This window comes from Janthinobacterium sp. SUN206 (assembly GCF_030587305.1).
In the GTDB taxonomy this organism is placed as follows: Bacteria; Pseudomonadota; Gammaproteobacteria; order Burkholderiales; family Burkholderiaceae_D; genus Janthinobacterium; species Janthinobacterium kumbetense.
The window spans coordinates 811,761-824,685 of sequence record NZ_JAPWIB010000001.1 but is presented as its reverse complement, the minus strand read 5'-3'; the positions used below and the strand labels follow the sequence as shown (position 1 = coordinate 824,685).

The 12,925-nt window shown below is 62.9% G+C and carries 14 protein-coding genes; 6 read left to right on the top strand and 8 right to left on the bottom strand.

Annotated elements, in window-relative coordinates; all coding sequences use genetic code 11:
* Positions 1 to 26: 26 nt before the first annotated feature.
* The 3 genes from O3300_RS03530 to O3300_RS03520 form a co-directional block, all read right to left on the bottom strand.
* Positions 27 to 875: an alpha/beta fold hydrolase gene (locus O3300_RS03530; protein WP_305052053.1), complete on the bottom strand. Its 849-nt coding sequence runs from the start codon at positions 873 to 875 to the stop codon at positions 27 to 29.
* Between the two features lie 107 nt (positions 876 to 982).
* The gene (locus O3300_RS03525; protein ID WP_289904888.1) at positions 983 to 1,381 is read right to left on the bottom strand and encodes a VOC family protein; all 399 of its coding nucleotides are present in this window, start codon (positions 1,379 to 1,381) and stop codon (positions 983 to 985) included.
* A gap of 101 nt (positions 1,382 to 1,482) precedes the next feature.
* Complete coding sequence (locus O3300_RS03520) at positions 1,483 to 1,776, bottom strand: DUF2798 domain-containing protein (protein ID WP_305052052.1); 294 nt, start codon at positions 1,774 to 1,776, stop codon at positions 1,483 to 1,485.
* 97 nt (positions 1,777 to 1,873) lie between these two features.
* Between O3300_RS03520 and O3300_RS03515 the strand changes: the two genes are divergently transcribed.
* Entirely contained in the window at positions 1,874 to 2,779 is a 906-nt protein-coding gene (locus O3300_RS03515) for a LysR family transcriptional regulator (protein WP_305052051.1), read from the top strand.
* Here the strand turns inward: O3300_RS03515 and O3300_RS03510 are convergent.
* Positions 2,776 to 3,525, bottom strand: coding sequence for a nucleotidyltransferase domain-containing protein (locus tag O3300_RS03510; RefSeq protein WP_305052050.1), 750 nt, complete (start codon positions 3,523 to 3,525; stop codon positions 2,776 to 2,778). The genes O3300_RS03515 and O3300_RS03510 overlap by 4 nt on opposite strands.
* A gap of 193 nt (positions 3,526 to 3,718) precedes the next feature.
* Here O3300_RS03510 and O3300_RS03505 point away from each other — a divergent pair, with 193 nt between their 5' ends.
* On the top strand, positions 3,719 to 3,919 hold the full coding sequence (locus O3300_RS03505) for a hypothetical protein (protein ID WP_077404762.1): 201 nt from the start codon (positions 3,719 to 3,721) through the stop codon (positions 3,917 to 3,919).
* A 97-nt stretch (positions 3,920 to 4,016) separates the two neighbouring features.
* Here the strand turns inward: O3300_RS03505 and O3300_RS03500 are convergent, their stop codons facing one another.
* On the bottom strand, positions 4,017 to 5,717 hold the full coding sequence (locus O3300_RS03500; RefSeq protein ID WP_099667890.1) for an MFS transporter: 1,701 nt from the start codon (positions 5,715 to 5,717) through the stop codon (positions 4,017 to 4,019).
* Positions 5,718 to 5,950: 233 nt separating this feature from the next.
* On the opposite strand from O3300_RS03500, the gene O3300_RS03495 reads away from it, so the two are divergent.
* From O3300_RS03495 to O3300_RS03480, 4 genes are all read left to right on the top strand, one after another.
* Positions 5,951 to 7,129, top strand: coding sequence for an acetyl-CoA C-acyltransferase (locus tag O3300_RS03495; protein ID WP_289897828.1), 1,179 nt, complete (start codon positions 5,951 to 5,953; stop codon positions 7,127 to 7,129).
* Positions 7,130 to 7,254: 125 nt separating this feature from the next.
* Positions 7,255 to 7,557 (top strand): Dabb family protein, encoded by a 303-nt coding sequence (locus O3300_RS03490; RefSeq protein WP_289897829.1) that lies wholly within the window; start codon positions 7,255 to 7,257, stop codon positions 7,555 to 7,557.
* Between the two features lie 64 nt (positions 7,558 to 7,621).
* Entirely contained in the window at positions 7,622 to 8,623 is a 1,002-nt protein-coding gene (locus tag O3300_RS03485; protein WP_369812259.1) for an NADP-dependent oxidoreductase, read from the top strand.
* Between the two features lie 60 nt (positions 8,624 to 8,683).
* Positions 8,684 to 9,112, top strand: a complete 429-nt coding sequence (locus O3300_RS03480; protein WP_289897831.1) for a GNAT family N-acetyltransferase — start codon at positions 8,684 to 8,686, stop codon at positions 9,110 to 9,112.
* Positions 9,113 to 9,171: 59 nt separating this feature from the next.
* Here the strand turns inward: O3300_RS03480 and O3300_RS03475 are convergent, their stop codons facing one another.
* The 3 genes from O3300_RS03475 to O3300_RS03465 form a co-directional block, all read right to left on the bottom strand.
* Positions 9,172 to 10,182, bottom strand: coding sequence for a ribose ABC transporter permease (locus O3300_RS03475; protein WP_099408562.1), 1,011 nt, complete (start codon positions 10,180 to 10,182; stop codon positions 9,172 to 9,174).
* Between the two features lie 173 nt (positions 10,183 to 10,355).
* A complete protein-coding gene (locus tag O3300_RS03470) occupies positions 10,356 to 11,855 on the bottom strand; it encodes a sugar ABC transporter ATP-binding protein (RefSeq protein ID WP_305052049.1) in 1,500 nt (499 codons plus the stop codon).
* A gap of 82 nt (positions 11,856 to 11,937) precedes the next feature.
* Positions 11,938 to 12,873 carry an ABC transporter substrate-binding protein gene (locus tag O3300_RS03465; protein ID WP_077404737.1) on the bottom strand — a complete coding sequence of 312 codons (936 nt, stop codon included), beginning with the start codon at positions 12,871 to 12,873 and terminating at the stop codon, positions 11,938 to 11,940.
* Positions 12,874 to 12,925: the final 52 nt, after the last annotated feature.

Below are 12,925 nucleotides of genomic sequence, written 5' to 3'. Positions count from 1 at the left end.
AAAGGGCAGATTTCTCTGCCCTTTTTTTATTTCTTCTTCGCTACCATCTTGACCGCTTCGTTGACGATGACGGGGTTGTCCTTCTGGATGTAGTAGCCGGCGCCCGTGATGCGCTCGATGGCCGGCGCGCCGGACAGGCGCTGCCAATCCTTTTCCTGGGCCCGTACCACGTTTTCAAACGAGCCCATTTCCTCGATGCCGAACTTGTCGCGCACCAGCAGCATGGCGGGCACGCGCAGCGGGCTGCCCATGTCGACGTGCTGCAGACATTGCGTCTGGGCATCAAATTCGGCCGATTCCGTACTGTTGAACATCAGCTTGCGCCGCGTCTTGACGAGCATGGCGTAGGTGGATGCGTCCGTCTGCAGGCGGTTCCATTGCTGCGGGTGCGTGGGATCGAGCAAGACCAGGCCGGCCACGTCCTGCGGGTACAGCCTCGCATACACATACTGGTACAGCCCGCCCAAGCCATGGCCGACCAGCACATACGGCGGTTTCAAGCCCGCTTGCGCCAGCAGGGCGCGCTGCTGGGCAGCGATGGTGCACGGGTCGCGCGGCGTGGTGGTTTTCTTGCTGTCGCCGTAGCCGGGGCGGTCGTACACGAGCACGCGGTGCTGCTTGGACACTTCGGGCGCCACCTTGGCCCACACATCCTTGCCGTCGCCCATGCCAGACTGGAACACGACGGGCACGCCGCCCTGGCCGCTCACGGTGTAGGCGATGCTGGCGTCGGGCAGGGCGGCGGTAGCCGGCACGCCGGGCATGACCGGGGGCGATGGCAACAGAGAGCAGCCGGAAAAACAGCCTGCCAGCAGCAAGCCGGCGCTGGAGAGGAGCATGGTGCGCGCGGGGCGGCCGACGAATAGATGATGCATGAATCTCCTTCTTGGTGCAGGGACCGGGGACCGGTATGGCGTGCCAGCCATTATAGGCAAATCGTCACGAAGTGGAAATGCCGAACAGAGGCGGATTTCCCGTCCTGTCAGCCGGCGTCGGCGCGGTGGCAGACGGCTTCGATGCGGTTGCCGTCCGGATCGAACAAAAAGGCCGCGTAATAGCTGGCGTGATAGTGGCGCAAGCCGGGCGCGCCCAGGTCGATGCCGCCCTGCGCCAGTCCCGCGTGCCAGAACGCTTCCACTGCCGCGCGCGAGGGGGCCTTGAAGCAGCAATGGCGGCGCGGCGCGTCGTCGGGCGCGGGGCCCAGGCGCACGGAAAAATAGCTGCGTTCGGGGTGTTCGGCATCGCTGCGTTCGCCATAGCCTATCCACGCATTGGCATGGTCGCTGCCCACCTTGGGCACGCCGAGCGCGGCGAAGATGGCGTCGTAGAAGCGCTCGGCGCGTTCCAGGTCGCTGACGGTGAGGGAAACGTGGTCGAGCATGGTCACTCCGCAGTAAAAACAAGGACGGCCATAGCATAGCCCGGATCAGGGCGGCCGTGGGCGGGAGTGACCGAGTGATACTGCCGGTGGCCGACTTCCGGTTAAGGGCGGCGGACGCACGCACATGGCGCATCGGCCGGGCAGGCGGGGCAGCGTGGCGCCGGACGCGCCAGGCGGGCCACAATCGTGCGGCTGAACAGCTGCACGCGGGGCGCGAACAGCATCACGGCGCAGAAGGCCACGGGCCAGGCGGCAAAGAACGCATGGCGCCAGCGGGGCAGGAAGTCGGCCTGCAGGCCGATATTCAGCCAGGTGACCCAGGCGCTCATCAGCAGGGTCATGACCAGCGACATCAGGAAGGCAAATACACAACGCAAACGCAGGGCTTCGGACATGGGACACTTTCAAAATGGTAAGGAAAGGGCAGCGTAACAACTTGCAGCAATCTATACTAGAGCCATATTTTTAATTTCAAATTCCGAAAATGCAATCATGCTCGATGATTTAGCCCTGTTTGTTTCCATTGTCGAGGCGGGCAGCCTGCATGCGGCGGCCGTCAAGGAAGACTTGCCCGCCGCGACCGTCACGCGCCGGCTGCAAAAGCTGGAAAGCCAGCTCGGTTACCGCTTGCTCAACCGCAGCGCGCGCCGCTTGCAGCCGACGGCGGAAGGCTGGCAATACTACGAGCAGTGCCGTCCTTTGGTCCATGCCCTGCGGCAAGCCACGCAGCAGCTCGACGCCAGCCTGTCGGCCGTCTCGGGCAGCATCCGCGTGCTGGCGCCCGTCAACTTCGCCAGCGGCTTGCTGACGCCGGCCTGGGTCAGCTTCATGCAGAAGTATCCTGACATCCGCCTGGAGCTGGAACTGTCGAACCTGCTGCAAGACCTGGTGGGCAGCGGCGCCGACCTGGCCATCCGCGTGGGCGCGCTCGACGATTCTTCGCTGATGCAGCGCCGGCTGGGCAGCGCCGCGCTGGTGATGGTGGCCGCGCCCGGCTACCTGGCGCGCGCCGGCGTGCCGCGCGACTTGCAGGAGCTGGAAAAGCACGAGCTGATCGTGGCCGAACCGCTGCGCACCTGGCGCTTGCGGCGGCCCGGCGACGGCGCCGAAATGGTGATCGAACCGCAGGCGCGCCTGCGCGTGAACGAGATGCGCCTGGCCGTGGAGATGGCCGACGCGGGCATCGGCATCCTGCTGTGTCCGCTTCTGCAATGCCGCGACGAAGTGGCCAGCGGCAGCCTGGTGCGCGTGCTGCCCGACTGGATGCCGCAGCCGCGCCACGTGTACGCCGTGTGGACACAGCGGCGCTACCTGCCGGCCCGCGTGCGCGTGCTGCTCGAGCACCTGGCGGCGTTTGCGGCCGGCAATCCGCTGTTGAACGAGGAGCCGGGCGTTTAGCTTGTCTGTTGCTGCGCCAGCCACAGCGTGAACTGGCGCAGCGCTGGCGTAAAACCGCTGGCTGGCGCGGCACCGGGCCTGGCCTGGGCCAGGAAATACGCGATGGGCGCCTGCATGGCGGGATAGCGGCGCAGCAACAGCGCGACATGCTCGTCCAGGCTGGCGGGCCAGCCGGGATCGCCATCCTGGCGCAGCAGGTTGCAGGAACGGATCAGCTTGCGCGACGCTTCGCGCTGCAGGCGGGCGATGGCGGCAGGGTCGCGCTCGTCATCGAGGCGCCGCGCATAATCGTCCAGCACGCGGGCAAAGTCGCCATTCACGGCCAGGGCGATGGCGCGCGAGGGTGCGAACGGCGCAAAGTGCGGCGCCAGGTCCTCGCCCCACAGGCAGCGGCACTGGTGCTTGAGCCAGTAGCCCCAGCTGTACAGGTGCTCCGGCGCCAGCACCTGGGCCCGGTGGCCGATATCGAAATCGATTTTCAGTACTTCCCGGTGGCGTGCCTGCAGGGCCAGGCGCAGCGCTTCCAGCGTTTCCAGTTGCGGCGGCGTGGGCGGCTGGCGCAGCACCAGGGTCAGGTCGAGGTCGGACACGCCCGGTGTGGCGTCGCCGCGGGCGATGCTGCCATACAGATATATGCCGTCCAGCAAGTTGCCGGCGTGCGCAGCCAGGCTGGCGCAGACGTCTTGCAGCAAGGCGTCGAAATGCTGCTGCAGCGGGCCGCAGGGGGCGGGAGGAATGGTCGGCATGCCTGGGGACGAGTCCGGTAAGAGAAACTTCCACCATAGCATGCAGTGGCGCGCGCGCAGGTAATCCTTTCTAATAAGTAATACCGAGCGCTTGTACTTTTCGCCAGGATCGCGTTAAGATAAAGCTGCCCGCTTATCCAGTGGGCAATCTGGTGTTTTTCGCGCAATCCCGTCCCTATCCATGAGAGTAGCAATGAAATATCTGATCATTCCCTTCTTGCTGGCCATTACTGGCTGTGAAGTACTGTATGACGCAAACCGGGACAAGATCGGCGAGTATTGCAACAGCCTCAATAATTTTGACGACCGCAACGCCTGCCGCAAGCGCAACCAGACCAGCTACCAGGAATACGTGCAGCAGCGCGACCAGCTGAAAAAGAAAAACGACAAGTAAGCCTGCCGCCATAGACGCCACATAAAAAAACGCCGCTGACCAGTCAGCGGCGTTTTGCTTTGCAGACCCCGGTCTTGCGGCCGGGGCTTGCATCCATTTAATCGTCGGCGTAGATATTGTTGTCCTTGGTTTCCTTGACGAACAGGGTGCCGATCACGACAGTCGCCAGGGCGACGACGATCGGATACCACAGGCCATAATAAATGTCGCCCTTGAAGGCCACCAGCGCGAAGGCCGTGGTCGGCAGCAGGCCGCCGAACCAGCCGTTACCGATATGGTAGGGCAGGGACATCGATGTGTAGCGTATGCGCGTCGGGAACATTTCCACCAGCATGGCGGCGATCGGGCCATACACCATGGTCACGTACAGCACCAGGATGAACAGCAGCAAGACGACCATCGGCTTGTTGATCTGGTCCGGATCGGCTTTCGCAGGGTAGCCCGCTTCCTTGATGCCGGCGCCCAGTTCTTTCTTCAGCGCCGCTTCGTGGGCCTTGCTGTCCGCATCGAAGTTCAGGCCGTCCGGCGTCATGACGGCGTTGAACGAGCTAAATTCCTTCGTACCGATGCGCACCTTGGCGATACTGCCGGCCGGCGCGTCTTCCTTCGTGTAGTTCACCGAGCTGTTCGACAGGAAGCCCGTGGCGATGTCGCACGACGATGGGAACTTCTTGGTACCCGTCATGTTGAACTGGAAGTGGCAGGACGCCGGATCGGCGACGACCACCACTGGCGAGTTCTTCAGTGCCGCTTCCAGCTGCGGGTTGGCGAAGTGGGTCAGGCCGTTGAAGATCGGGAAGTAGGTGGCCGCGGCGATCAGGCAGCCGCCGAGGATGATGTACTTGCGGCCGATGCGGTCGGACAGGCTGCCGAAGAACAGGAAGAACGGCGTGGCCAGCAGCAGGGCGACGGCGACGAGCACGTTGGCCGTTGCCAGGTCCACTTTCAGGGTCTGGATCATGAAGAACAGGGCGTAGAACTGGCCCGTGTACCACACGACAGCCTGGCCGGCGGTCAGGCCGATCAGGGCCAGGATGACGATCTTCAGGTTTTTCCACTTGCCGAACGCTTCCGTCAGCGGGGCTTTCGAGGTCTTGCCCTCGGCCTTCATCTTGGCAAACGCCGGCGATTCATTCATGGCCAGGCGGATCCACACGGAAATACCCAGCAGGATGACGGAGACGAGGAAGGGAATGCGCCAGCCCCACGCTTCGAAATCCTTCTCGCCGGTCGCCAGGCGGGTGCCCAGGATGACCATCAGCGACAGGAAGAAGCCCAGGGTTGCCGTTGTCTGTATCCACGCCGTGAACGCGCCGCGCTTGCCTTCAGGCGCATGCTCGGCCACGTAGGTGGCTGCGCCGCCGTACTCGCCGCCCAGCGCCAGGCCTTGCAGGATGCGCAGGATGACGAGGATGATCGGTGCGGCGATGCCGATGGACGCATGGCCCGGCAGCAAGCCGACGATGAAGGTGGAGCCGCCCATGATCAGAATGGTGATCAGGAAAGTGTACTTGCGGCCGATCATGTCGCCCAGGCGGCCGAAGACCAGCGCGCCGAACGGACGCACGATGAAGCCGGCGGCAAAGGCCAGCAGCGCGAAGATGAAGGTGGTGGTGGGGTCGCCGATGAAGAATTGCTTGGCGATGATCGATGCCAGCGAACCGTACAGGTAAAAATCGTACCATTCAAAGACGGTGCCCAAGGACGATGCAAAGATGACCTTGCGTTCCTCTGGCGTAATCGGCGTTCCTTTGGTGGAAATTTTCCGTACGTCGGCAGAGCCGGATGGTGATGCCATGGTTTGTCTCCCTATGTTTTATAGTGAACCATTGCCGCGGTCTTTTTGACCATTCTTGCAACAGCTGGAGGCGAGTGTGTTCTCCGAACCTTACGTCATGCTTGCTTGAAACTTACAGCAAGCTTACAAATTGCCATTCATTTCAACTTTGCGAACGACCGTACTTAAATGTGCTATTCTGATTCCGTAGATATACCACCCGACCATATAACATTCCCACAAGGAGACACAGCATGAATGAAGCCGTCATCGTATCGACCGCCCGCACGGGCCTGGCCAAGTCCTGGAAGGGCGCGTTCAACATGACGCATGGCGCCACCCTGGGCGGCCATGTGCTGGCGGCCGCCGTCGAGCGCGCGCGCATCGAGGCGGAGGAAGTGGAAGACGTGCTGGTCGGCTGCGCCTTTCCCGAAGGCGCCACGGGCGGCAACATCGCGCGCCAGGTGGCCTTGCGCGGCGGCTGCCCCGTCACGACGGCCGGCATGACCGTCAACCGGTTTTGTTCCTCGGGCTTGCAAGCCATCGCCCTGGCGGCGCAGCGCATCATCGCCGGCGAAGGCGACATCTATGCGGCGGGCGGCGTGGAATCGATTTCCTGTGTGCAAAACGAGATGAATACGCATATGTACCGCGACGTCTGGCTGCAGCAGCACAAGCCGGAAGTGTATTGGCCCATGCTGCAGACGGCTGAAACCGTGGCCAAGCGCTACCAGATCTCGCGCGAACGCCAGGATGCCTACGGCGCGCAAAGTCAGCAGCGCGCCGCCGCGGCCCTGGCTGCCGGCCTGTTCGATGCGGAAATCGTGCCGATGACCACCGTCATGGGCGTGGCCGACAAGGCCAGCGGCATGCTGGTGTCGCGCGAAGTGACGATCTCGGCAGACGAAGGCATCCGCGCGGACACGACGTATGACGGCGTGGCGAAGATCCGCCCGGCCATTCCGGGCGGCGTCATCAGCGCCGGCAACGCCAGCCAGTTTTCCGATGGCGCGGCTATGGCCATCGTCATGAATGCGAAAGTGGCTGAAGCGAAAGGGCTGCAGCCGCTGGGCATCTTCCGCGGCTTCGCCGTGGCCGGCTGCGAACCCGATGAAATGGGCATCGGCCCCGTGTTTGCCATCCCGAAACTGCTGAAAAAGGCGGGCTTGACTGTAGCTGACATCGGCCTGTGGGAACTTAATGAAGCGTTCGCCGTGCAAGTGCTGTACTGCGCCGACACCCTGGGCATTCCCATGGACCGCCTGAACGTGAACGGCGGCGCGATCGCCGTCGGCCACCCGTACGGCGTGTCGGGCGCCCGCCTGACGGGCCACGCCTTGATCGAAGGCAAGCGCCGCGGCGTCAAATACGTGGTGGTGACCATGTGCATAGGCGGCGGGCAGGGCGCGGCCGGGCTGTTCGAAGTGCTGTGATATAGGTAAACCTAGTCTGTGGGCGGCTTCCAGGGCCGCCCGTTTGCATTTCGCACCCTGTTCCTGCAAGACGCGCCGATAGCGGTTACAGTAATGCTTCATTAATAAACAAGCAGCCTGCCGCCATGATCAAGCACATCGTTTTCTGGAAACTCAAAGACCACGCCGAAGGCGCCGACCGCGCCACCAATGCATTGAAACTGAAAGCCCTGCTCGATTCCTGCTCGGACCTGGTACCCGGCATCCTGAAATTCGAGGCAGCCGTGGCCCAGCCTGGCCTGGAAGCGACCTACGACATCGTGCTGTACAGCGAATTTGCCAGCCGCGAGGCGCTCGACGCTTACCAGAACCACCCCGAGCACGTGAAAATCAAGCCATTCTTTGGCGCCGTGCGGGAAGCGCGCCAATGTATGGATTATGAGATTTAGTCCTTACGCAGCAGACACCTTGTTCATTAGCATGTAACTCTCTCACTTTATTGACAGGAGCATCATGACCACCTACCAACGCATCGTCCTCGCCTCGCGCCCCGCCTCCAATGAGGAAGTGCAGCCGGCACATTTTCGTCTGGAAACTAAAGCCATTCCCGCCATCCAGGATGGCGAATTGCTGGTGCGTAACCAGTACCTGTCGCTCGATCCCTATATGCGCGGGCGCATGAGCGCCAATAAAAGCTATGCGGCGCCGCAGGCGCTCGATGAAACCATGATCGGCGGCACGGTGGGCGTGGTGCTGGAATCGAAGCATCCGAAGTTTGCCGTGGGCGATACCGTCGTGGGCACTTTGGGCTGGACGGAAGTGGCCGTATCGGACGGCACCATGCTGCGCAAGGTCGATACGACGCACATTCCCGCTTCCGCCTACCTGGGTTCCGTCGGCATGCCGGGCATGACGGCGTGGTATGGCTTGAACCAGATCATGGCGCCGAAAGCCGGTGAAACCGTGGTCGTGTCGGCCGCCAGCGGCGCCGTGGGCAGCGTCGTGGGTCAGTTGGCGAAATTGAAAGGTTGCCGCGTGGTCGGCATCGCCGGCGGCGCGGACAAGTGCGCGTATGTGGTCAATGAGCTGGGTTTCGACGCCTGCGTCGACTACAAGGTGGGCAACTTGGAGGCCGACTTGGCGGCGGCCACGCCGGACGGTATCGACGCCATCTTTGAAAACGTGGGCGGCGCCATCTTCGATGCGGCCTTGGCGCGCACCAACGCGTTTGGCCGGATCGCCGTGTGCGGCTGGATCGCCGGCTACAACGGCGAACCGACGCCGCTCGACAATGCGCGCCTGATCCTCACCAACCGCCTCACCGTGCGCGGCTTCATCGTTTCCGAGCAGCCGGAATTCTGGCCGCAGGGACTGGCGGAACTGGGTTCACTGGTGGCGACGGGCAAGCTGAAATTCCGCGAATCCGTGGCTGACGGCCTGGCCAGCGCGCCGGAAGCGTTCATCGGCCTCTTAAAAGGGCGCAACTTCGGCAAGCAGCTGGTCAAGCTCAGCTGATCTCTCTGTGAAAAGGCAGGTCGTGCGACAATTGCGGCCTGTCTCTTTCTACATTACACCATGACCAAGCACACCATCCGCCTCGGCGACTGGGCCACCCTGGGCCCTGACGCCACCGCCATCCGTTTTGAAGTTTTCGTCGATGAACAAAAAGTGCCGGCCGAGATCGAACTCGACGACATGGACGCCGTCTGCCTGCACGCCGTGGCCTATGACGATGCCGGCAACGCCATCGGCACGGGCCGGCTATTGCCTGACGGCCACATCGGCCGCATGGCCGTGCGCCAGCCGGGCCGGGGCACGGGCGTGGGCGGCGCCATTTTGACCTTGCTGATGGACAAAGCCCGCGAACGGGGCGACAAGGCGGTGGTGCTGAACGCGCAAACCGTGGCCGCGCCGTTCTATGCGCGCCACGGTTTTGTGCAGCAGGGGGAAGTATTCGAAGAGGCGGGGATTGCGCATGTGGAAATGCGCCTGCAGTTTGCTTGATTAATCAAGCAGGCGTGGTTCGCACGGCGTCCGCGAATACGGACGCCGCGCGGCTACGCTTAATTTTGCGCGTGGCTCTGGCGCCATTTGTCGAGAATCACGGCCAGCACGATCACGACGCCCTTGGCTACATACTGCCAGAACGACGACAGTCCCAAAATCGTCAAGCCATTGTTCATCACGCCGATGATCAGGGCGCCGATGACGGTGCCCCAGACGGAACCCACGCCGCCCATCAGGCTGGTGCCGCCCAGCACGACGGCCGCAATCGCATCGAGTTCATAACCGGTCCCCCAGTTGCCGTTGGCCGCATACAGGCGGCTGGCCGACATGGCGCCGCCGAGGCCCGCGAACAGACCGCTGATCGTGTAGACAAACATCAAGACGAGACCGACTTTGATCCCCGTCAAACGGGCCGCCTGGATATTGCCGCCGACGGCGTAGATATGCAGGCCCAGGGTGGTCTTGCGCAAGATGAACCACGTCAGCACGACGACGGCCGCCGCCAGCCAGATCAGCCAGGGCACGGCCAGGAAGCTGCCGTTGCCCATCCATTCGAAGCTTGGGATTTCCGTGTTCAGCACGCTGGTGCCATCCGCCAGCAGGTAGGCGGCGCCGCGCAGGGCCGTCATGGTGCCGAGGGTCACGACGAAGGGGTTCAGGCCGACGAGGGCCACCAGCACGCCGTTCAGCGCGCCCAGCAGCAGGCCGACGATGAGGAAGGCGGGAATCGAAAAGCCGGCGAACTGGGCCGACAGCGACATCAGCATGCCTGCCACGGCCGAGACGGCCAGCACGGAGCCGACGGACAGGTCGATGCCGCTGGTCAAAATGACGAAGGTCATGCCGGACGCCAGCACGATGTTGATCGACACCTGGCGGAAGATGTTCATGGTGTTATTGCTGGTCATGAAGGTGGACGTGCCGTCGGCCGAGAAATACACGGTCAAGCCATACATGGCCAGGTAGAGCACCACCAGCACGGGCAGCATGCCCAGGCGGCGCATCAGGTTCGAGGCATTGAAGGGTTCGCCGGCGCGCGCGGCGCCGCGGGTGGTGCTAGTTGTCATCATGAGTCTCCTGAATGATTATTTAAGACGTATTCTTAAAACGCCTGACAAAACCGTAGCGAGCGGATGTGGGTTGTGGTTGAGACGCGGAACTGTGCGAAGCACGGGGACGCCGAGTCAGTGAGCATCGGAAACCGCAACCCGCGACGCGCAGTAGGTTTTGACAGGTGTTTTTATGCCGCTTCCAGCTGGGTGGCATAGGCGAGGATGTTTTCCTGCGTGATATCGTCGCCCGTCACTTCGCCCGTCAGGCGTCCTTCGCACATCACCATCACGCGGTCGCAGATGCCGACCAGCTCGGCCAGTTCGCTGGAAATGCACAGCACGGCCGTGCCCGCATCGGCCAGCTGGTGGATGATCTTGTAGATTTCGCTCTTCGCGCCCACGTCCACGCCCCGCGTCGGTTCGTCGAGGATCAGCACTTTCGGCGCGATGGCCAGCCAGCGCGCCAGCAAGACTTTTTGCTGGTTGCCGCCAGACAATCCGCCGACGATGCCGTCCGGCCCCGATACCTTGACGTTGAGGTTGCTGATCGCCTCGCGCGTGAGCTGGGTCAGGGCGCCACGGTTGACGACGCCCGCCGTCGCATGCTTGGACAGTATATTCATCGACATGTTTTCCATGGCCGACAATTGCATGAACAAGCCCAGGCTCTTGCGGTCCTCGGGCAGGTAGCCGATGCCGTGGCGGATGGCCGCCAGCGGGCGCTGGATATGCACTTCCTGGCCGTCGAGCCACACTTGCCCCGTTTGTTTCTTGTCGGCGCCAAAGATCAGGCGCGCCAGTTCCGTGCGTCCCGCGCCGACGAGGCCTGCCAGGCCCGTGACTTCGCCCGCATGCAGGGCGAACGAGGCGGGCTTGACCTTGCCGCCGCCCACGTTTTCCACGCGCAAGCGCTCGGCGCCCCGCGTGGTGCGCCGCTGGTGCGCATAAAAGTCGTCGGCGGGGCGGCCCACCATCATTTGCACGACTTTCTTTTGATCCAGCTCATCCTTGCCCAGCTCGCCCACATAGGCGCCGTCGCGCAGCACGGTGATGCGGCGCGCCAGGCGTTCCACCTCGGCCATGCGGTGGCTGATGTACAGCACGGCCAGGCCCTTGTCGCGCTGTTCTTCGATGATGCGGAACAATTGTTCTGTTTCCCGGTCGGACAGGGCGGCAGTGGGCTCGTCCATGATCAGGATGCGGCTTTCGTGCACGAGGGCGCGGGCGATTTCCACCTGCTGCTGCTCGGCGATCGACAGGGTGGACACCATGGTGTCCGCGTCGAAGCGCGAACCGAGGTCGGCCAGGATGGCGTTCGTGCGCGCGCGCATTTCGCCGCCCTTGACGGTCCAGAACGGTCCTTGCGGTTCGCTGCCCATGAAGACGTTCTGCGCCACCGTCATGTTCTTGGCCACGCTCAATTCCTGGTAGATCAGGTTGATGCCCAGCGCGCGGGCCTCGCCCGGGTTGCGGATGCGGATCGGCTTGCCGTCGAGAATGATTTCGCCCGCGTCCGGCGTGTACACGCCCGACAGAATCTTCATCAGGGTACTCTTGCCGGCGCCGTTTTCGCCCATCACGGCATGGATTTCGCCGCTGCGCACCGTCAGGTGCACGCCGCGCAGCGCGCGCGTGGCGCCAAAGCGCTTCTCGATGCCGCGCATTTCAAAAATAATATCGTCGCTCATGACTGTCCTTCCTTGCTTTTGAAACTGTCGCCCGCCACCGGCCGGGGCCGGGACGGGCAACACGTGGTTCAGGTCAGGCAGATCAGTTCTTTACCCAGCCCGTGTAGGTGGCGACGTTTTCCTTGGTGATGGCCGGGGTCGGCAACAGCACCATGGTCTGTTTCGGCGTGCGGCCGTTCATGATGTCGTAGCCCATCTGCACGGCGTCCGTGGCCATGCGGTACGGGTTTTGCGCCGAGGTGGCGGCAAACAGGCCGGCCTTGTTTTTCAGGGCGTTCTGGCCATCGGGCGCGCCGTCGACGGCCGTGATCAGTTTCACGTCCGTGCGCTTCGATTGCTTGATGGCCAGTTCGGCGCCGATGCCCGTCGGATCGTTGATGGCGAACACGCCGTCGATCTTCGGATGGGCCGTCAGCAGGTTCGACATCACGGTCATGCCGCCGTCGCGGCTGCCGCCCGCGTTCTGGTTGTCGGACAGGATCTTGATATCCTTGAACGCGGCCAGGGTTTTCTTGCAGCCATTCACGCGGTCGATCACGGACGTGACCGGCGGGCCGTTCAGGATCACCACATTGCCCTTGCCGCCGATCTGCTTGGCCAGGTAGGCGCACGACACGTCGCCCGCCATGGTGTTGTCGGACATCACGGTGGCCGAAGCGCCCACGGCGCCCACGTCGACGGCGATCACGACCACGCCCGCATTGCGCGCTTTCTTGATGGCTGGCGCGATGCCCTTGGAATCGACGGCGTTCAGGATGATGATGTCGGTCTTGTTGGCGATGAAGTTCTCGATCTGGTCCACCTGGGTGTTCAGGTCATACTTGCTGGACACAGTCGTGACTTTCACGCCAGGGCCGCCCAGTTTTTTCGCGCTTTCTTCCGCGCCGCGGCCGATGGCGACAAAAAACGGGTTGGCCAGGTCGCCCACGCTCACGCCGATGGATTTCAGCGGTTTGTCGGCGGCGAAGGCGCCGCAGGCGGCGGACAGCAGCAGGGAGGCGGTAATGACTTTTTTCATGAGGATCTCCAAGGGTTTTTATTGTAAAAAACAAACGGTGCTACGGTAAAAA